The following is a 19,061-nucleotide window of genomic DNA, read 5'->3' as shown; positions in this document are numbered from 1 at the left end:
ACCGAGCAGATCAAAATCAAACGAACGCCAAAAGCTCCGCGTCAGGGGATGCCTTGCCAGTTACCCGAAGCGCGGCGCAGGAACTTTTGCGAAGTGGCCATCGGCTTCACCGAAGAGCAAGCGCTGCTTGAAGCTCAGCGATGCATAAGCTGCAAAACCCCAATCTGCATAACCGGCTGTCCGGTCGAGGTCAACATTCCTCACTTCATCCTGTCGATTCTCAAACGCGATTACGTCGGCGCCGCCAACATCATCCGCGACAAGAACAGCCTGCCTGCGATATGTGGCCGCGTCTGCCAGCAAGAAGACCAATGCGAAGCGCGCTGCGTCAACGCCATCAAAGGAACGTCGGTAGGAATCGGCCGCCTCGAACGCTTCGTCGCCGATTATCAAATCGACTGCGGCTCGTTTGCGACGCCGTTCATAGCTCCTCCAACCGGAAGACGAGTCGCGTTAGTCGGCTCGGGTCCGGCTTCGCTCACCGCTGCGGGCGATCTCGCGAGGATGGGCCACAAGGTCACCGTGTTTGAAGCGCTTCACAAGCTCGGCGGCGTGCTCGCGTATGGCATCCCAGAATTCCGCTTGCCCAAGAGCATCGTCGGAATCGAGATCCGCCAACTCGAAAACATCGGCGTCGAGTTCGTCACAAGCTGTGTGATCGGCAAGACCGAAACCGTCGACGAGTTGCTGGACGAAGAAGGCTACGACGCGGTGTTTTTGGCTACGGGTGCCGGCCTGCCTTACTTCTTGAATCTTCCGGGTGAGAACCTCGCGGGCATCTACTCGGCCAATGAGTTTCTGACGCGCGTAAATCTGATGAAGGGCTACAAGTTTCCCGAGTACGACACGCCGGTGAAAGTCGGCAAACGCGTCGCGGTGCTCGGCGCAGGCAACACAGCGATGGACGCCGCGAGAGTCGCACTGAGGCTTGGGCCTGAAAAAGTTTACATGGTGTATCGCCGTTCGCGCGCAGAAGTGCCGGCTCGCGCGGAAGAAGTCGAGCACGCCATGGAAGAAGGCATCGAGTTCAAATTCCTCACTGCCCCGACTCAATTCTTCGGCGACACACGCGGCTGGGTGACAGGCATGGAAGTGATCGACATGGAACTCGGCGAACCTGACGAGAGCGGCCGCCGCAGACCGGTTCCAATCACAGGCACCGAGCACAGCTTCGATGTAGACACAGTGATTGTCGCCGTCGGCCAGGGTCCCAATCCTCTAATTCAATCCACAACGCCGGGATTGAATACCACGAAGTGGGGCAACATCATCACTGATGAAACGGGCCTCACGAGCCGCCCGGGTTTGTACGCAGGCGGCGACGTAGTTCGCGGCGGATCTACGGTGATTCTCGCGATGGGGGACGGGAAGAGAGCGGCTCGATCGATCCACGAAAACTTGATGAGCACCAACTGTAGCCGCAATTAGATTCTGACCCGCCCTGTCGAATTAACTGCAATATGCCTTCCTAGCGGTGGGTCAACCAAGTGGCGTTCAAAAGATTCGCTGCCTATCATCCGTTCCTTTGTTCTTGCAAGTCAAACGTCTTTCTACAAGCATTTAGTTGATTCGGTTTTCGGAAGGTAAAGGCGTGGTATCAGGCAAACGCGCTGTTATCAATTGCATTCGGTATTTAAATCGCTTTCTCGCGTTACATAAGCCTTAGCTCAGCCTACGGGCAACCTTTTCGATTCTCGACTGCACATATCGGTTAGCTATTTAGACATTGGCTCTTTGAAAAGAAAAAGATAGTTCACCGTGAACTCTACGACGACTGGAAAAGGGGTAGGCCCTTTGGTCCAGTATCCGTCAAAAGGAGCCATGTCTAATGTCCGACCAAAACCGTGAGAGCGTTTTTTGCAGAATTGAGTGGTTCATTCTAAGAACCTTAATTGTTCTGCTCTTGATAATTGCGGCATATAAAGTGATAAGGGCTGAGTGGCCGTTCTAACATCAGTTAGGAAAGTCAAAGCCTATGGCTGATGTAGTGCTTTGCTCGGGCTGTTTCTCGTCTAGCCAAACGTCCTCTGGCTGGATGTCTCTCTCTTTGCGTAATGCTTCGACGGGAGAGACGGCTAGGACATACTCTCTTACGACGTAGCGTCTAGACTGTGCTTCGGGCTTTTTGGATTGCTTCATAGTAGTGCGCCGTCATTCGACAGGCGCTTATTTGATTGACTAATTAAAAACGGTTGAGTTAGATTTGGTGTGCACTACATCCCCTGTTTTGCTTAGCGAAAGGGTATCCCGTCTGCAAATTTTTTTCTTTCGGGCGGCTGAAGCTCCTGTTTCCCAGTTGCTTTAGCAAGCTTGGGAGATTGGAGTACGAAATGGGGAGATATGAGTGCAACAATCCTTTTCACAAAATTCAGGACTACATTTGGTGGGCAATAGGTGTGCTCTCAACACTTGGTGTGGCTTATATCGTACTCAAGCAAATATTTCCTGGCATCCATTGGCCGTTCTAATCCGCAGAAGTGATGTTCATAAGGGTGCGACACACCGACGCTTGCCGCGGTGGAATTCCACATCACCTGCGAGGAAGAGGCTCGTCATCGCCAAGAATGCGTACTTGTAGTGGCCGCGTCAGCCGACTCAACAACTTTTCGAGAGCGGCAGCGTCGATCCTCGCTCGATGCACATTGCTCAGCACAGCACACCTTGCCCTCACCAGAGCACGGCGGTTATCTTTACAGCCATGAGCGCATTCAAGGTCGACGTCATTGCTCGCAATCCGAAGCGCGAAGAACTGGCCACCCAGCCTTTATCTGCGGTGGTTGACACCGGCTCGGAACTCACCTGGCTTCCGGCGGAAGTTTTGCAGGGTATCGGTATCACACCGCGGCGGAAGCGAGTTTTTGCCACCGCCACCCAGCAGAGGATCGAGCGAGACATCGGCTACGCCATTCTCAGCGCCGAAGGCTACGAAACCACCGATGAAGTGGTGTTTGCCGAACCCGGCGACATGACATTGCTTGGCGTAAGGACATTGGAGGGCTTCGGTGTGATGGTAGACAACATTGCTCATCGGTTTGTGGCGACCACAACTTTGGTGGCGGCGTCAAAACCTACAGCTACCATCGGCGCGATTTAGAACTCGTCGAGGCTACCCAAGCGTTTATCTGCAAACCGAGGTTGTTTGCGATGATGTGTCTGTTAGTGTTTTGCCTTCTTCAGGCGCCTGCTCCCGCGCTCGAGAATGACTATGTTCGCGTGATGCGAGACGCGGCGCCGTGCGCTAAGGCCAGCGTTTCGGGCTGCGAGGATCGCGTGATAGTCGCCCTCGCCGAGATTGAACTTCGCTCCGGAAAATCGCGCCGCAAGATGAATCGAGGTGACGTTGCCGTCTTCAAGAAAGGCCAGTCATACGAGCCGCCTACTGGAGGCTCATACTTCGAAGTCGCCTTCAAGCCTAACCATCCGCCCGTCGAGTCGCCACATGAAATCATTCCGCCGCAAAAGAACGCAATCCGCTACGACGGTAATCGATTCTTCATCTTCGAGGAGAAGCTGGCCCCGGGCGACACGCGAGCAAGGCACAGTCACAGCCAGCGCGTTGTGATGCAGCTAAACCGAACTCGACTCCAGCAGTGGCCGGAAGGGCAGCCGGAGATCTTCGTTGATACGATTCCCGATCGACCCACCTTCAACCAACCGGTGATCCATACTGTGAAGAATGTCGGGGACTCGCCGCTACGCGGAATCGTGATCGAGTTCAAGCCCGAGCGACGGAAGCCGCCTTCTGAGTGATTTTGCTGGCGCCCGAGCTTTTGGAGCGTGCCGCCCTTCACCCCGGCACATCATCATCAAGAGCGGCGCTTTGGCTATTTGACTTGAAGTTGAAGCTCCATCGGCTGAAGCCCGATGGTATCTCGGACAGCTACTGAGGTCGTTAGGTTGAAACTGAAACTCCATCGGCTGAAGCCCGATGGTATCTCGGACAGCTACTGTCTGTTGCGAAAGTGAGCAGGAGACTCACGGCAGGCGGTCGCCGCGGAACGAGCCGTTCGACGTATCGTACAACGCGGGGTTCTTGTTGTTAGCCGTGTCCCACAATACGATCACTGAGCCCCTCTTGATCAGCACGCCGCCGCCCTTCACCCTCCCCTGTAGAATCAGCGAGGCGCAGGGACCGTCTCCCGGACACGGCAGCTCGTAGGCGATCGACACGTTCTTGCCGACCTGACGCCACGCGGCGCCGACCGTTCGTTGTCCCCCGTCGGTTATGTTCGCGCGCCCGTGAAGACTCTCACCGCGCGGGCTGACATCCAGAGTGACGATGAAGGTGCGAGTCGTGGCGCTGTCCGGAGACTCAGGAATCGTGATCCTGAGAGTCCATGAACCCGTGAGTTGGTTGCCGGCAAAGACGGAAGGCGCTGCGGTCAAAAGCGTAGCCGCCAACGTCAGTGCTACTGCCAGATGCCTGAAAAAAGATCCAGCCCGCGAAATCAATTCGAGCCTCCCGTTGCGCCGCCGGCAACACGATTTCCCACGAATGAGAAGGTCCAGGTATCGTAGCCCGTAGGTGTCGAGTCGTCCGGTTGATCAAAGAACGCGATCATTGTCCCGTTGATCTTGTCATCTCGAACGAACTGGCCGCGCATTACTATTGAACCGCAAGGCCCGTCGCTGTCAGGACACCACAACTGAAACGTCGTGCTGAACCGGTCGCCCGTTACTCGCCACACGCCGAGCGGCCTCACATCAGGACCCGCATCTTCACGCAGGACAACCCCCGTGCGAAGGTCGCCTTGTTGCTCGAAGAGCATGTCCCTGTCTGGAAATCCAAGAGTCAGACCTCTCGGAGAGGAGGTCTGACCGTTGATCGGACTCGAAGTGACTATCCATTCTCCCGCGAGTGAGCGTTCGCCCTGCATGCTTGCCGTGGACGTACCGACTGAGGCAGCCGCCACCGTAAAGACGATCACCACCAACGCAACGAGTTTCGAGGAAGTCAGCATGTAAGTGCTCCGGATGACCTAATGAAATACCATGGTACAGATCGCGGTCAAGGCTTTAAGTAAGAAGTGCGCCGCCGCAGTCCATACTAATGCGCGCCGCCGCAGTCCATAATGGACTTTTCTGTCCGGTTCTGTAACCGACACTCAATCCCGAGCGTTTATCAATGGTGTTGCCGGTTGCTTTTCTGACCGGGCTCTCAATTCAACATCTTTGGAGGTTAGCTTAATGAGATCAAGAACGGCCCTTGTTGCAGTCGCGCTTCTATTCATGTTCGTGTTTTCGGTATCGGCGCAGGACGGCGGAAAGCCCAGGCTGTCGATACCGTCCCTCGAACATTCCTTCGGCTCGGTTAAGGCGGGTACGCCTCTCACCTACTCCTTTGAAATTAAGAACGAAGGGAAAGTAGACCTTGAAATCAAGAGCGTCAGCCCTTCGTGCGGGTGCACTACGAGCAAGTATGACAAGGTTATCGCGCCCGGTAAGTCCGGTTCGGTTACGCTTGAGGTTGCGAAGACCGATGGTTACAAAGGCGAGATCACCAAGACTGCCAGCGTAACGACAAACGATCCGGACCATCAAACCTTCATGCTGACCCTGCGCGCCACCTTTACAGAGTAGAAACTCAGAAGGCAGAAGGCAGTAGGCAGAAAGCGGAAAGCAGAAGGCAGTAAGCAGAAAGGCACAAGCTGCCTTCCGCCTTCTGCTTACTGCCTTCTGTCTTTTTCACCAACGGCCGGTTAAGGAAGCCGGTGCTTCCCGCGGGCTGCAAACCCGTTGGGGACATTTCAGAGTGTCCCGGTCGGTTCGACTCCGAACCCGGTCTTCCCCTCCAGCCTCGACAAGAGAGGCTTACCTTTCGAGTTGCGCCACCCTCAAACATTTATTACCGCTTGAGCGAAACTTGTAGTAGGATAGCTGCCAAATGACACGAGCCGGACAGACTCGACTAGCAAGACTGCGCGCGCTCTTTGCGGCGCTCTTCTTGTTGATCGCCGCAGTCTCGGCGCCCATCGTCCTGGCGACTCAGACGGCGGATGAGTGCGGAATGGCCTGCTGTGTGAAGGATGGCTACTGCTGTTGCAATCCTCACCACGCGTCGGTCAAAGGTCAAGTCTCCGATGACAAGCCTCGCATAAGCGAAGCTGAGTTGTTTGCTTCGTGCCCCGAAGGATGTGCTCCGACGGGCCGCTTCTCGAATTTACTTCTTCGCGAGCATCTTCGCGCGGGCGCTCAGCAAGCATTCGCCGACGAGCCGCCGGTAACGTTCCTCGAGCGCGTCGTTGCCGTCCGCGATCTTATCGATGGCGGTTCATCCGCTCCTCGAGCACCTCCGAGCTTCTCAAATTTCTGAAAGCCTTTCCCGAGCGCTGTAGTTCCTGATCACGCGCAGTGGCGCATCGTCCGCTTGCGCCAACTTGGACCGCCGCGCGGTGTGGCGTCGTCCAGTTGAACGAAAGCGCTTACCAATCACGGTCTTTCTGAAATCGAGGAGAAGAATCATGCAATCGTGGAAAGCCAATCATTTGCTCGCCTTAGCTGTGCTGCTTGTCGTTAGCTTTGGCAGCACGCTCCCGGCATTCGCGCAGCAAGCGATTTCAGCAGCAACGCTCGCCGGCCGCGTCGAGGACACGAACGGCGCCGCGATCAGCGGGGCCCTAATCGCAATAACCAGCATCGACAAGAATCAGACAAGCTCGTCCAAGAGTGACGAGCACGGCCGCTACAGCTTCCTTTATCTGCCCGTTGGCAGCTATCACCTCAAAGTCGAGCACGCTGGATTCGCCTCGGTCACCAGAGAGTTGACTCTCTCTATCGGCCAGGCTCTCGATCTGCCGGTCAGGCTAGCGGTCGGGGGCCTGAGCGAGACCGCCGACATAACCGCCTCGGCGCCCGTAGTCGAAACGGTGCGCACTCAGGTCTCGGAGACGGTGTTGTCACGCGAGGTTGATAATCTGCCGCTGAACGGGCGCAACTACCTTGACCTTGCCGCGCTCACTCCGGCGGTGTCGCGCGCTAATCCGGTCGCCAACCAGCGGTTCGCCGAAACTTCCGCCGTGCCGGGCACGCAAATCTCCGTCGCCGGTCAGCGTAACATCAACAACGGGTTCATACTCGACGGACTGTCGGCCAATGACGACGCGGCCGACCTTCCGGGCACTTTCTTCAGCCAGGAAGTGATCCGAGAATTCCAGGTCATCACGTCCGGTGGCATTGCCGAATTTGGCCGCGCTTCTGGCGGGATCATCAACGTCGTCACGCAATCGGGCACGAATGCCTGGCGCGCGCGCGCCTATGGCTTCCTGCGAAATCAGCGGCTCGACGCGCGGAGCACGCTTGCGCCGAGCAAAGACCCGCTGACGCAAGCGCAGTACGGCGCTTCTTTGGGTGGGCCGGTCAAACGCGACCGGACATTTCTATTCGGGAACTTCGAGCAGACGCGATTGCACAATGCAGTCGTTGTGACGATCCTTCCCGCCAACGTGACGGCGATCAACAACGTGCTCGATCAGATAAAGTACGCGGGTCCGCGCATCAGCACGGGCCTGGTCCCGGCAGGCTACAACACAACCAATGTTTTGGTGCGCGGCGATCACCGTATCAACCCGGCGAATCTGTTCACCGTGCGTTACAGCCTATACGACATCGACAGCCTCAACGCGCGCGGCGTAGGAGGACTGAGCGCCGCAAGCCGAGGCACGGGGCTGGAGAATCGGGATCAAACCATTGCGTTGGGCAGCGTAGCAACGCTGTCGTCGCGGACCGCAAACGAGGCGCGTTTTCAGTTCACGCGGAGCCGGCTTGGCGCGTTGGCGAACGACCAGGTTGGCCCGGCGATCACTATTTCCGGCGTCGCCAATCTCGGCACGTCGACTTCCTCGCCGACTGGACGTGATCTTGATCTTTACGAAATAGCCGACAACATCACTACGCTGCGCGGCGCCCACTCGCTCAAGTTCGGAGCGGACTTCTTGTACAACCGCGTGAACATCACCTTCCCCGGCGCGTTGCAAGGCGCCTACACCTTCTCCTCGCTCGCCAATTTGCAGGCAAGCCGCTACGTTACCTTTCAGCAAACCTTCGGCGTGCCGAGTTTGTTTCAGTCGAATCCGAATATCGGGTTCTTCGCGCAGGATGAATGGCGCGCGCGGCCCGATCTGACCGTCAATGTTGGCATTCGATACGATCTGCAGTTCCTGCCTGATCCGATCAAAACCGACACTGGCAATGTCGCGCCGCGCATCGGTCTGGCTTATGCGCCGGGAGTTCGCAAGACGGTTATCCGCGCGAGCTATGGCCTCTACTACGAACGCATTCCGCTGCGTGCGACCTCTAACGCATTGCAGCGCGACGGCACGAAGTACAAAGTCGCCTCGTTCTCGTTCGGCCAACCGGGCGCGCCAGTCTTTCCGAGCGTGGCCGCGTCGTTCCCGCAAGGTTTCTTGCCGAGCATAACTACGATCGATCCGAATATCGAAGACGCTTACACGCAACAGGCGAGCCTTCAGATCGAGCGCGAGTTGTCCTCGAACACATCGCTCGCTGTCGGCTACCTGCACACGCGCGGGCTGCACCTGATTCTCTCTCGCAACGTGAATGTGCCGCGGTTTCCGGCATCGGCGGGCGTCCCGAATCTGGGCCGCCCGAATGCCAACTTCGCCAACATCTCGCGGTATGAGAGTTCGGGAGATTCTTACTACAACGGGTTGACGGTCTCGTTTAACCGCCGCTTCTCGCGATGGGCCGGTCTGCGCGCCTCGTACACGTACGCGAAGGCGCTCGACAATACCGGCAACGCCTTCTTCTTCACGCCGCAGGACAATGCCAATCTGAGGGATGATCGGGGGCGCGGCGACAACGACCAGCGTCATCGACTGACCTTGAGCGGCACGTTCGCGGTTCCGGAGACCAAGAGCGATTCAGGATGGCGCCGCGCAGTCGAAGGCTTCCAGTTCAGCTACATCTTCAGCTACGGTTCGCCGTTGCCGTTCAATATCCAGACAGGCGCCGATCGCAACTTCGACACGAACGTTAACGACCGGCCCCTCGGAGTAGCGCGCAACATGGGTGAGGGCTTCGACTTCGCGTCGTTCGATGTGAGGCTGAGCCGCCGGATCCGCTTCACCGAACGCTTCCGGATGGAAGTAATCGCCGAAGCCTTCAATGTCTTCAACCGGGCGAACCTGCAATTGCCCAACAATGTCTTCGGGACGGGGGCGACACCGTTGCCGGCTTTTGGAAGAGCTACAGGTGCAAGCGACCCGAGGCAGCTTCAGTTCGGGTTGAGATTGACGCTGTAGCCCCTCTGCGTCTTGGCGGCTTTGACTTTGCGTCTTTGCGCGAAACCCCTTCACGCGAAGGCGCAAAGTCGCAGAGGCGCAACGAGAGCCTTCGACGCCGAAAGTAATTGCGAGCGCGAGGCGCAGCCCTCGCGGGGTCCTCAAAACCACTCCCAATCAGTTAAGATGTGTCCTTCCAACTCCATTCTCAAGGAGAGACTTTATGAAGAGACTCAGCGCTATATTCGCGTTACTCATTTTCATTTCAGCTTCGGCTTGTTTCGGCGGCCCTACGTCCGGGCCCTCACAGGGCGACGATCGCGGACGCCCCGTCCTGCAATTGGGCACTAACAAGATCGAAGTCAACCACGGGCGGCCCGGTCTGGGAGGGCGAAACCCGGAAGCGATGATACAGCCGGGAATAGTATGGCGAATGGGCGCAGATGATCCCACGACTCTTTCAACACAAGCGAGTCTGAGGTTCGGCGAGAAAGTGATACCTGCGGGCAAGTACATCCTTCAAGCGAAACTCGTCGAGCCGCAGAAGTGGCACCTCTTGATCCAGTCGGAAGGCGGGTCGCCTGTCGCCGAAGTCCCTTTCAGTTTGCAGAAGCTCGATAAAGCCGTTGAGTACCTGACGATCTCGCTCGAGAAGAAAGACAAGGACGGCCGATTGACCTTACAATGGGGAACTCTCGCGCTCGCCGCGGACTTTCAACCAGCCGCGATGACGGCGTCAGCGGAAGACAGCGGCAAGTGGAACGAGTTGAGCGCCTTTCACGACGTGATGTCTGCGACCTTCCATCCGATGGAAGAGGGCGACTTCAAACCGATTCGCAGTCGCGCCAGCGAGATGGCCGCGAAAGCAAAACAGTGGGCCGACTCTACGCCACCCAAGGTGTATGACAAACCCGAAATCAAAACAAGTGTGGCGAAACTCGCTCAAGAGTCGAAAGCCCTTGCCGCACTGATTGCCAAGAACGCTACCGACACACAAATCAAAGAGTTATTGAGCGCTCTGCATGATCGCTTTCACGAAATCGCCGGTTTGTGCAGCGACGCGAAAAAGCAGAGTCAGTAGCTCTCTTCGCGGTTGAGCCGACGCGAGATCAAGCCAGGAGGATCGGAGAATAGAACCGAAGAGGACGCAGAGGAGCGCAGAGGCGAGGTCACCTTCGAATTCGTTGGTTCGATTTGCACTCGATCGCGAATCTGAGCGATAACCGTCTTTCATATGGGGACAACCACGTTTCGAACTCTATTGCCGATTGTTCTTGTCGCCGCTCTTTTCGGCCCGGCGCAGGGACAGATTCAGAACGGCTCCGTCACTGGTGTCGTCAGCGATCCCACCGGGGCCCTGATTGCGAATGCCGTCGTTAGTCTCGATCACCCGGTGGCCGGGCAACGCCATCAACTCGTCACCGGTAACGCTGGCGAATTCGTTTTTAACAACGTCCCCTTCGATCAATACACTCTGCGAGTGAGGGCGAGCGGGTTTGAAGTTGCCGCGCAGCCGGTCGTGGTGCGCTCGAATGTGCCTGTCAGAGTCGAGATCAAGCTGGCAGTGGCCGGCTCCAAAGCGTCGGTCGAAGTCAGCTTGCGGGAGAATCTGGTCGAGCGCGACTCATCAAGTTCCGCAACCACCATCGGTGAAAGGTCCGTCCGGCACGCGCCGCGCACCAGCCGCAACCGGCTGCTGCAAGAGTTAGTCGCTACGGCTCCCGGTTCCGCGACCGAGAACAACGGCCTCATTCACGTGCGCGGCGTCGACGACGGAGTTCTATATGTGATCGACGGCATTCCGATTGTTGATCGGCTCGACGCCGTTTCGGCCAGCCCGATCGACACCGACACCATCAATTCGATGCAGGTCATCACCGGCAATATCCCCGCTGAGTTCGGGGGCCGCTCTGGGGCTGTGGTAATAGTTCATCCGAAGTCCGGCATAGATTCACCGTTGGCCGGTGATGTCATGCTGGGCGCCGGAGATCTTAGAACCGATGAGATCGCCGTGGGCATCGGGGGGCGGCTTAAACGCGATTTCGGCTTCTACATCAACGGCGCAACGCATCGCTCGGATCGGTTTCTCGATCCGGTTGATTTGGGAAACTTCAACAACAAGGGCGGCGGGGTGAATCTAAGCTTGCGCGCGGAGTGGCATGCGACATCGAAAGACACTCTCATACTCAACATTACCGGCAACGGCTCCGATTTCAACGTCTCGAACGATTCCGAGCAAGAGGCGGCCGGCCAGCGGCAGAAGCAGAGGTTGCGCGACAACGCCCAGGCGTTCACGTGGCAGCATTTTTGGAATTCACGAACCGTCTCGGATTTCGCCTACTTTCGACGCGCTCACGAATCCATCCTCGAGAGCAACGAATTAGCATTTCCGCTGTTTGCCGAGCAGGACCGACAGCACACGCGGCGTGGCTTGCTGGCCAGCCTCACCCACGTGCGCGGAGGACACAACCTCAAGGCCGGGGTCGAATTCCAGCGCGTGTCACCAAGCGAGTTCCTCACTTTTTTCGTGACCGATGAAGAAGAAGCCGAAGAGCGCGAGATCAGCGACGAGGTCATCGCCTTCGACGAAGACGACCCGTTCATCTTTCGCGACCGGGCGGCGCGCAATCAGTACTCGGCTTACGTTCAGGATGCGTTTTCGCCCTTGAAGAATCTGAGCCTGCAACTGGGAGTGCGTTACGATCACTCGCGGCTGCTGGTGTCCGCTCAGCAGTTCAGCCCGCGCCTGGGCGCCGTTTACTTCATATCGAAATCAAACACTGCGATTCGCGCTTCGTTCAATCGTCTCTACCAACCGCCGCAGGTCGATAACCTGCTTCTTTCGGCGTCCGAACAGGCCAGGCAGCTCTCACCCTTCGCCACTCGGGAAGGCGGAGGCAACGCAGGCATCAAACCGGAGAGGAGTTCGGCGTGGGAAGTCGGGTTCGCGCAGGACGTGGCCGGGTGGTTCAAGCTGGACGCTGCTTACTGGTGGCGCAACTTCCGCAACGTCGGCGATCCGAACGTGTTCTTCAATACGACGGTCATTTTCCCGAACAGCGTCGCGGAAGGCTATTCGCGAGGCGTGGATGTGCGGCTCGATGTACCGGAACGCCGAGGCTTCTCCGGTTATGTTAGCTATACCAACCAGCGCGTCTTGCAAACGGGGCCGATCAACGGCGGATTATTTCTCACCGACGAGTTTATCGAAATCGGGCCCGGCACGAAATTCATTCCAGATCAGGATCAGCGCAACACCGGCAGCTTCGCGCTCATCTATCAGCACCGCCGTTCAAGCTTGTTGCTGAGTTTTTCCGGCCGTCACGAAAGCGGAGTGCCTCTGGAGGTCGAGGAGGACAGACTGGAAGAGTTGAAAGCCGCTCCGGGAGCTGAGCTGGTTAATTTCGCCCGCGGGCGAGTGAAGCCGCGCACGACCTTCGACATCGCTGCCGGTCTGACGGTCTTCAAGCGAGATCGAGTCGCCAGCTCGATCCAGTTCAACATTCAGAACGTGTTTGACCGGGCCTTCGCATACAACTTCGGCAATCCGTTCGAAGGCACGCACTTCGGCATCCCCAGAAGATGGAGCGGAACACTCGAATTCAATTTCCATTGATCGAGGCAGGGAGCAATTGAAATGGACACTGAAAGATTTGCTTAGTGCAAGCTAGGGCAAAGAACTCCCGTCCCATTTGTGGTCTGCGTCTGGATAGAACGTTATGACTCCAGCGCGCGGTGAGGTCTGGCTGTTCGACCTGCGGCAGAGCGCGCGATCAATCCTGTCAGGCTTGATCGATGTATCGAGCGCGGGAAAGGCCATCCGCTTGTGAGGTCCAAGGTTACGACCGAGTCTCGCTCGACTACGAAGCGATCGGGAATCAACCAGGTGTCGTGAGCAAGCGCGCATGAGGCAAGAGCAATGATCAGCAAGGTGGTCACCGAAACTTTCAGACGGTTCATCGGAAATACCTCATCGTTTCTGTCGATAGAGCGTTCGGTCGGCTGCCTCGGTCATCGCATCTACATTCAACGACCCGCCGAGAAAGGCATTGATGATTTCCGCCTGCGAGCGGGCCTCGTTCATCACTTCATTGTAGCTTACGAAGATCGTCTCGATGTTAGGCTGAGCCGCGAGCCACGACTCAACTTGAGCCACGTGCTTGTCGAACAACGCGGCCATCTTGTCGTCGGGCACCGCGTCAGCCGGCTCACCTCGACGAATCAGCATCTGCCGTTGAGAAGCCAGAATCTCGGGCATCGCGCGCCGCATGAAGATCACCCTGTAGTTGTAAGAAGGTGGGAGGTGCTTGAGCAGCGCCGATATAAGCTTCACGACTCGTCCTCGCGCGTCTTCAAGCCACGCGATGTCATTTTCGATCAGCTTCACGCGCTCAAACTCGAAATAACCTTTCGGATTATCTTCGTCCGCCGCGCGCAGATTGTCGGTGAGAGGATCGAGCCCGCCTGCCGCCAGCATTTTCATCATCATCGACGTGCCCGATCGCGGCAGCCCGGACACGATTGTAATAGTTTCGTTGTTCATAGAATCGCTGCGCGTCAAACGCGATCAGCAAATCTAGCACAGGATCGCGCTCGCTGGCATCGGCTCTGCCTGGCTGGTATTCGCCGGAGTTTTCATACTCTCTGTCAGGGTGATGCGCAAAAATCTGACGCGCGTGCAGAGTTTGTGCGTGGGTTTCAGAGGTGCGCGATCACGGTTGATGACCGCCGTCCACCCATTGCTTGAACAGATCAACTTTGTCTTTGGACCACGGGCCACCTCCCTGTGGAGGCGGCATCCTGCCGTTAGACACCGAGTCGTAGATGTCATCGGCGTTGTCCTTTACATCTTTGTAGGACCAAAGGTCGAACATGAACTCCATGTGATTGCGTCGGCTTCGGTCATCAGAGGCTTGATGTCCTTATCAAACTCACCTGCGGCATGGCTCCACCTTCAAGGTTGTCCGGCAAACTTCAGTTTGTCGCGGATGTTTGAATGCGGGCGTCGGCGACAGCGACAAACTGAGGTCTGTCGGACATCGGTAACTTCTCAGTAACCCGAAAACTCTTCAGCGCTAAGGTCGGCTTCACTCACGCCCGCCTCGCCGAGGGTCTTTTTCATCGCGGTAACCAACGCTTGCGGTCCGGCTACATAATAGACTGGAGCCTTCAGATCGTCTATGAACCGCGCCAGCATCTCGGCGTTGATGTAGCCGGTCTCGCCGGTCCACGACGAAGTTGATGCGGTGGCCGAAGTCATCGTCGCGATGAAACGATAATTCGGGTTGATCTTCTCCAGCTCGGCGAGTTGATCGAGGAATGCTGCGTCTTCCGGCCGGCGGTTGGAGTAAAACAGATGAAGCCGATGAGCCAGGCCGGCATGCGCGGCATCGAGCGCGATGCTGCGGAACGGCGTGATGCCGATGCCGCCTGTCAAAAAAACCGCCGGGCGAGCAGGGTCATCTTGCAGTGTCATTTTGCCATAAGGTCCCTTGATTTCGATCTCCGAACCGAGCGCCATCGACTTGATCACCCGTTTGAACGCCGTGTCGCGCATTCGTGTGGCGATCATCAAGTCCTCTTCGTGCGGCGCGCTTGCGATCGAAAAGGTCCTGCCGGCTCCCTCCGCATCGGTCTCCGGCGGATCGATCAACGTGAAGCGCAAGAACTGACCCGCCTTGAACTGAAAGCCCTCCGGTTTGTGGAAGTGAAACGCAACGGTGCCTTCGGCGACATCTTCGCGGCGCTTCAGTTTGATTTTGTACGTGGCCATGAACTCCCGCTACCTTCCGTGTGTCGCCGAAACTGTATCGACCATCTCAGCTTCTACTAGGCCGGATGGAGCCCGGTGGATTGCCTAAGACCTATCGTGATCGCGTGAATTTCTGAGAGGTTCGATCTGTTGCATCGATGCATTGATCCCAAGGGCGATAGACAATCGCTGGCGGACCAACTATCCTGACGGCGCCTTTGCTGAAGGCGAATCTGATTCATCTGATAAAAATAGTATCATACTCAGCGCGTCGAAAGGAGAGATGATCATGACGAAGCGCAGTTGGTTAATCCTGCCCTGTCTTGCGTTATTCATCGGCATTGCCCAAGCCCAAAGTGACCAGACGAAGCAACCGGTCCCCGACATCGCCGGAGACTGGACAGGCACGTGGGCGACTTACAGCCCTGCTCAGGGAGCAGTACCGCCCAAAGACATTTGCAAGAGCCTCGGTTGCAAAGTCACGTACAAGGACGGCGTCTGGGAAGCCACGTTCGAAGGTGATTGCGGACGTCCTTACAAATACACAATCAAGATGGAAGGCCGCCAGGTAGGCAAGGTCGTGATGTTCAAAGGCACGACCGATCTTGGCGCAAAGGACGGCGGTGTGTTCGACTGGATCGGTCGAGCCACCGAGAAAGAGTTCGTCGGGTTCTTTACTAGCGGATACTACACCGGTGTTTTTAATCTCTCGCGAGCGAAATGACAGCGCGCAGCATTCTCCAACGGAACCTTTTGGCTAGTTTCCCATCTCGTTGCCTTGTTGTACTCTAGTCTAAAACCAAGCACAACTTTCAAGGGGGTAGGGCAGTGGCAAAGACTATTGGCGTTCTAACGGGAGGGGGCGATGTCCCCGGTTTGAACCCTTGCATAAAGGCTCTCGTCTACCGCGCCATCGATGAAGGCTACAACGTGCTTGGCATTCGGCGGGGTTGGGGCGGCTTCCTGCAATTCAATCCGGAAGAACCCGAAAGCTTCTCGAAGCATTTCATGCCGCTCGACAAGCAGGCAGTTCGCACGATCGATCGCACCGGCGGCACGATCTTGCACACCAGCCGGACCAATCCTTCTCGCGTAAAGCTCAAAGACGTGCCTGAGTTTCTGCGCGACGCCGCTCATCAGAACGGCGAGGATGCAGACCGGCGAACGCAAGACTGCACGCCCCACGTGCTGAAGAATCTCGAGGATCTCGGCATCGAGATTCTCGTACCGATCGGCGGCGACGATACCTTGAGCTACGGCGAACGATTGCATCGCGAAGGCGTCGAAGTCATCGCCATACCGAAGACGATGGACAACGATGTATTTGGCACCGACTACTGCATCGGCTTCAGCACCGCGGTGTCTCGAAGCGTGCAGTTCATCCATCAGCTTCGCACCAGCAGCGGCTCGCACGAGCGCATCGCCTTCGTCGAGCTGTTCGGGCGCAACAGCGGCGAGACCAGCTTGATCAGTTCTTATCTGGCCGGCGCTGATCGCGCTCTGATCTCTGAAGTGCCGTTCGATCCCGAGCGATTGGCAAAGCTGGTCATGCAAGACAAGCGCGCCAATCCAAGCAACTACGCGATGGTGACCATAAGCGAAGGCGCGCAAATGCTTGGCGGCAAAATCGTCGAGTCCGGAGAGGCCGACGCCTACGGCCATCGCAAGCTTGGCGGCATAGGCTTGATCGTAGGCGAAACGCTGAAGAAGCTGACCGGCGAGGACATTGTCTATCAGCAACTCGGGTACTTGATGCGCTCGGGCGGGCCCGATGCAGTCGACCTGATGGTGTCGGTCAACTACGCTCATATGGCGATGGACCTGATTCTCGAAGGCGCAAGCGGCCGCATGTGCGCGCTGCGAGACGGCAACTACACGCACGTTCCTATTGGAATGATCACCAGCGGGTTGAAGCGCGTCGATGTGGACGAGCTGTATGACGCTGAACAGTATTTACCCAAGGTTCGCCGCGTGCTCGGCAAGCCGATGTTCTTGTATTGATCCCCACCTGGGAGCGTGGGCATCCGTGCCTGCGTGGCGTGCGACGTAAGTGCTTAGGGAAGAGAAGTGCCGTCAGCCGAAGCAGGCAAGCAAGATGCCTGCGCTCCCAGGTACTGCGCTCCCAGGTACCTCCGCCGGCTGACAACTGCCGCACAGGCGATGTATAGTGCGCCTTCAAATTGATCAGGTTGAGTTTCGACGAGGTTGTGCGGGCTCTAGTTCTGTTCCTCCATGGCAGCGGTATGGGTTGGTCTGAGGCCAGGAGTCTAAGCGCCGAACCAAAAAGTCATTCAACCAGAGGGAGGTACTGAAATTGAAGAGAAGCTCACTAGTCCTATTCGCTCTTACTGCCATGCTGGTTCAGGCCGGCGCCGGCGCGAGCCAGGCAACGAATCCACCGGCGCTGTCCGCGCGATTGGGATTCAAAGCTGCCGACAAGATTCTGATCATCAACGTCGATGATGTAGGCAACAGCCACGCAGCGAACGCCGCAGCGATCGATGCAATGGAAAACGGGCTTGCAACCTCCTCGACCATTATTGTTCCCGGCCCGTGGTTTCCGGAAATCGCGGCTTATGCGAAGGCTCATCCGAACGCCGACTTCGGAGTGCACCTCGCACACACAAGCGAATGGAAGACACTGAAGTGGGGACCGATCGCTAGCAAGAGCGAAGTGCCCGGGTTGGTCGACCCGCAAGGCTACCTGTGGCCCGACATCATGAGTGTTTACAAAAACTCGACGCCCGAACAGGCTTACATCGAAGCTCGCGCGCAGATCAAGAAGGCGCTCGACGCGGGCATTGACGTGACCCATCTGGATTCGCACATGGGCACGCTTCAATACAACGAAGCGTACTTTCAAGTCTATCGGCGGCTCGCAAAGGAGTTCGACTCGCCGTTGAGGATGGGTTCTCAAGAACTGCTCGCCGCGCAGGGAGGCGGCCATCAGCGCGGACAGTTGGACGCCGACGGAGTCATCTATCCGGATTATCTGATTCACGGCGACCGCAAGCCGCGCGAATCGATCCGCGACTACTGGAAGCGCTCGATCAGTTCGCTAAAGCCCGGCGTGACCGAGCTGTACATTCACGCGTCGGTCGCGGGTGACGAGATTAAGCACATAACTAATTCGTGGGAGGATCGCGCGGCTGAATACGAGCTGTTCACAAAGGACCCCGAGGTTCGACGGATACTGGAAACGCAAGGCGTCAAGCGAATCGGCTATCGCGCGCTTCGGGACGTGCAACGAAAGGCGCGCCGGACATAGCAGGTGCCGAAGAAGTCGATGAATGAGGATACGAAACGGCAGAATCAACATGAGATTCAGAGCAGTTGGTTCCGCTTGTGGATCGCAATCCGCAGAAGTTCGTCGACATATACAAAGCGAAGGAAGCAGACTTTCAGAAGGCATCACAGCGCGTGTATCGCTCGTCGCGGGTGATGTTGAATGTTCTGAAGTAGAATCTCTCAATGACGACCCGCCGGCTGCATCGCGTCATAGGACTGGTGATGCTGTTGCCTCTGATTGGCTGGGCAGTCACCGGCGCATTCTTCTTCTTGAAGCCCGGCTATGCTGGGGCCTATGAGTCCTTGCAGGTAAAAACGTACCCGCTCGAAGGACCCATCGCGTTCGACCCGGACATGTCGTGGCTCGAGGTTCGCGTGGAGAAGACGATTCTGGGAGAGCATCTGCTTGCGCGCACTTCGCAAGGCTGGCTGCATCTGGACCCGCGTAGCCTTCAAGGGAAGCCCGAGCCGTCAGCAGACGAGATCCGCGCGCTACTGACTGACGCCTTCTCAGCGAACCCTGCGCGTTATGGGCGAGTCGCTAACGTCGAAGCCAAGGTCATAACAACAGACACCGGCGTTCGCGTAGAGATGGACTGGAATCGGCTCGCGCTCACACAGCAAGGCAAAGATACCAACCGCATCGACGCGATTTACAGGATTCACTATTTGCAATGGACTGGAGTCGCAACCGTGGATAAGGTTCTAGGGGCGCTAGGAATTCTGCTTTTGCTCGCATTGAGCGCGCTCGGCGCTCGGTTGTTCTTCAGCAAGGGATAACA

General features: G+C 57.1%; 19 protein-coding genes. 13 read left to right on the top strand and 6 right to left on the bottom strand.

The window, feature by feature from the left end; translation table 11 throughout:
* The first annotated feature begins 48 nt into the window (after nt 1-48).
* From gltA to AABO57_07530, 3 genes are all read left to right on the top strand, one after another.
* Nucleotides 49-1,428, top strand: a complete 1,380-nt coding sequence (gltA, locus tag AABO57_07540; protein ID MEK6285577.1) for an NADPH-dependent glutamate synthase — start codon at nt 49-51, stop codon at nt 1,426-1,428.
* A gap of 1,270 nt (nt 1,429-2,698) precedes the next feature.
* A complete protein-coding gene (locus AABO57_07535; protein MEK6285576.1) occupies nt 2,699-3,094 on the top strand; it encodes a hypothetical protein in 396 nt (131 codons plus the stop codon).
* 50 nt (nt 3,095-3,144) lie between these two features.
* Nucleotides 3,145-3,750 (top strand): hypothetical protein, encoded by a 606-nt coding sequence (locus AABO57_07530; GenBank protein ID MEK6285575.1) that lies wholly within the window; start codon nt 3,145-3,147, stop codon nt 3,748-3,750.
* Nucleotides 3,751-3,975: 225 nt separating this feature from the next.
* On the opposite strand, the gene AABO57_07525 is transcribed toward AABO57_07530, so the two are convergent.
* Both AABO57_07525 and AABO57_07520 read right to left on the bottom strand, forming a co-directional pair.
* Entirely contained in the window at nt 3,976-4,452 is a 477-nt protein-coding gene (locus AABO57_07525; GenBank protein MEK6285574.1) for a hypothetical protein, read from the bottom strand.
* Complete coding sequence (locus AABO57_07520) at nt 4,449-4,961, bottom strand: hypothetical protein (GenBank protein MEK6285573.1); 513 nt, start codon at nt 4,959-4,961, stop codon at nt 4,449-4,451. The genes AABO57_07525 and AABO57_07520 overlap by 4 nt, the downstream gene beginning before the upstream one ends.
* A 226-nt stretch (nt 4,962-5,187) precedes the next feature.
* On the opposite strand from AABO57_07520, the gene AABO57_07515 reads away from it, so the two are divergent.
* The 5 genes from AABO57_07515 to AABO57_07495 all read left to right on the top strand — a co-directional run bounded on the left by AABO57_07515 (nt 5,188) and on the right by AABO57_07495 (nt 12,855).
* On the top strand, nt 5,188-5,580 hold the full coding sequence (locus AABO57_07515; protein ID MEK6285572.1) for a DUF1573 domain-containing protein: 393 nt from the start codon (nt 5,188-5,190) through the stop codon (nt 5,578-5,580).
* Between the two features lie 304 nt (nt 5,581-5,884).
* Nucleotides 5,885-6,313, top strand: coding sequence for a hypothetical protein (locus tag AABO57_07510; protein MEK6285571.1), 429 nt, complete (start codon nt 5,885-5,887; stop codon nt 6,311-6,313).
* 148 nt (nt 6,314-6,461) lie between these two features.
* Nucleotides 6,462-9,260 carry a TonB-dependent receptor gene (locus AABO57_07505; GenBank protein ID MEK6285570.1) on the top strand — a complete coding sequence of 933 codons (2,799 nt, stop codon included), beginning with the start codon at nt 6,462-6,464 and terminating at the stop codon, nt 9,258-9,260.
* Nucleotides 9,261-9,462: 202 nt separating this feature from the next.
* A complete protein-coding gene (locus tag AABO57_07500; protein ID MEK6285569.1) occupies nt 9,463-10,320 on the top strand; it encodes a DUF2911 domain-containing protein in 858 nt (285 codons plus the stop codon).
* A 153-nt stretch (nt 10,321-10,473) separates the two neighbouring features.
* The gene (locus tag AABO57_07495; protein MEK6285568.1) at nt 10,474-12,855 is read left to right on the top strand and encodes a TonB-dependent receptor; all 2,382 of its coding nucleotides are present in this window, start codon (nt 10,474-10,476) and stop codon (nt 12,853-12,855) included.
* 101 nt (nt 12,856-12,956) lie between these two features.
* On the opposite strand, the gene AABO57_07490 is transcribed toward AABO57_07495, so the two are convergent.
* The 4 genes from AABO57_07490 to AABO57_07475 all read right to left on the bottom strand — a co-directional run bounded on the left by AABO57_07490 (nt 12,957) and on the right by AABO57_07475 (nt 15,012).
* Entirely contained in the window at nt 12,957-13,199 is a 243-nt protein-coding gene (locus tag AABO57_07490; protein MEK6285567.1) for a hypothetical protein, read from the bottom strand.
* Nucleotides 13,200-13,209: 10 nt separating this feature from the next.
* Nucleotides 13,210-13,782: a sulfotransferase domain-containing protein gene (locus tag AABO57_07485; GenBank protein MEK6285566.1), complete on the bottom strand. Its 573-nt coding sequence runs from the start codon at nt 13,780-13,782 to the stop codon at nt 13,210-13,212.
* 169 nt (nt 13,783-13,951) lie between these two features.
* Nucleotides 13,952-14,122 (bottom strand): hypothetical protein, encoded by a 171-nt coding sequence (locus tag AABO57_07480; protein MEK6285565.1) that lies wholly within the window; start codon nt 14,120-14,122, stop codon nt 13,952-13,954.
* Between the two features lie 167 nt (nt 14,123-14,289).
* Entirely contained in the window at nt 14,290-15,012 is a 723-nt protein-coding gene (locus AABO57_07475; protein MEK6285564.1) for an FAD-dependent oxidoreductase, read from the bottom strand.
* Between the two features lie 268 nt (nt 15,013-15,280).
* Between AABO57_07475 and AABO57_07470 the strand changes: the two genes are divergently transcribed.
* From AABO57_07470 to AABO57_07450, 5 genes are all read left to right on the top strand, one after another.
* On the top strand, nt 15,281-15,715 hold the full coding sequence (locus tag AABO57_07470; GenBank protein MEK6285563.1) for a hypothetical protein: 435 nt from the start codon (nt 15,281-15,283) through the stop codon (nt 15,713-15,715).
* 104 nt (nt 15,716-15,819) lie between these two features.
* Complete coding sequence (locus AABO57_07465) at nt 15,820-16,992, top strand: 6-phosphofructokinase (protein ID MEK6285562.1); 1,173 nt, start codon at nt 15,820-15,822, stop codon at nt 16,990-16,992.
* A 313-nt stretch (nt 16,993-17,305) separates the two neighbouring features.
* Nucleotides 17,306-18,259, top strand: a complete 954-nt coding sequence (locus AABO57_07460; protein ID MEK6285561.1) for a polysaccharide deacetylase family protein — start codon at nt 17,306-17,308, stop codon at nt 18,257-18,259.
* 65 nt (nt 18,260-18,324) lie between these two features.
* Nucleotides 18,325-18,453 carry a hypothetical protein gene (locus AABO57_07455; protein ID MEK6285560.1) on the top strand — a complete coding sequence of 43 codons (129 nt, stop codon included), beginning with the start codon at nt 18,325-18,327 and terminating at the stop codon, nt 18,451-18,453.
* Nucleotides 18,454-18,462: 9 nt separating this feature from the next.
* A complete protein-coding gene (locus AABO57_07450; GenBank protein MEK6285559.1) occupies nt 18,463-19,059 on the top strand; it encodes a PepSY domain-containing protein in 597 nt (198 codons plus the stop codon).
* The last annotated feature ends 2 nt before the right edge of the window (nt 19,060-19,061 follow it).

This window comes from Acidobacteriota bacterium (genome assembly GCA_038040445.1).
Lineage (GTDB): Bacteria > Acidobacteriota > Blastocatellia > UBA7656 > UBA7656 > Onstottus_A > Onstottus_A frigus.
This window is presented reverse-complemented; position numbering and strand designations above follow the sequence as displayed.

Excerpts from the sequence above, each read along its gene's own strand:
- gltA (MEK6285577.1), top strand. The coding sequence starts at position 49 with ATGCCTTGCCAGTTACCCGAAGCGCGGCGCAGGAACTTTTGCGAAGTG.
- AABO57_07500 (MEK6285569.1), top strand. The coding sequence starts at position 9,463 with ATGAAGAGACTCAGCGCTATATTCGCGTTACTCATTTTCATTTCAGCT.
- AABO57_07535 (MEK6285576.1), top strand. The coding sequence starts at position 2,699 with ATGAGCGCATTCAAGGTCGACGTCATTGCTCGCAATCCGAAGCGCGAA.
- AABO57_07490 (MEK6285567.1), bottom strand. The coding sequence starts at position 13,199 with ATGAACCGTCTGAAAGTTTCGGTGACCACCTTGCTGATCATTGCTCTT.
- AABO57_07520 (MEK6285573.1), bottom strand. The coding sequence starts at position 4,961 with ATGCTGACTTCCTCGAAACTCGTTGCGTTGGTGGTGATCGTCTTTACG.
- AABO57_07450 (MEK6285559.1), top strand. The coding sequence starts at position 18,463 with ATGACGACCCGCCGGCTGCATCGCGTCATAGGACTGGTGATGCTGTTG.
- AABO57_07530 (MEK6285575.1), top strand. The coding sequence starts at position 3,145 with ATGATGTGTCTGTTAGTGTTTTGCCTTCTTCAGGCGCCTGCTCCCGCG.
- AABO57_07480 (MEK6285565.1), bottom strand. The coding sequence starts at position 14,122 with ATGGAGTTCATGTTCGACCTTTGGTCCTACAAAGATGTAAAGGACAAC.
- AABO57_07470 (MEK6285563.1), top strand. The coding sequence starts at position 15,281 with ATGACGAAGCGCAGTTGGTTAATCCTGCCCTGTCTTGCGTTATTCATC.
- AABO57_07495 (MEK6285568.1), top strand. The coding sequence starts at position 10,474 with ATGGGGACAACCACGTTTCGAACTCTATTGCCGATTGTTCTTGTCGCC.
- AABO57_07510 (MEK6285571.1), top strand. The coding sequence starts at position 5,885 with ATGACACGAGCCGGACAGACTCGACTAGCAAGACTGCGCGCGCTCTTT.
- AABO57_07505 (MEK6285570.1), top strand. The coding sequence starts at position 6,462 with ATGCAATCGTGGAAAGCCAATCATTTGCTCGCCTTAGCTGTGCTGCTT.
- AABO57_07485 (MEK6285566.1), bottom strand. The coding sequence starts at position 13,782 with ATGAACAACGAAACTATTACAATCGTGTCCGGGCTGCCGCGATCGGGC.
- AABO57_07515 (MEK6285572.1), top strand. The coding sequence starts at position 5,188 with ATGAGATCAAGAACGGCCCTTGTTGCAGTCGCGCTTCTATTCATGTTC.
- AABO57_07475 (MEK6285564.1), bottom strand. The coding sequence starts at position 15,012 with ATGGCCACGTACAAAATCAAACTGAAGCGCCGCGAAGATGTCGCCGAA.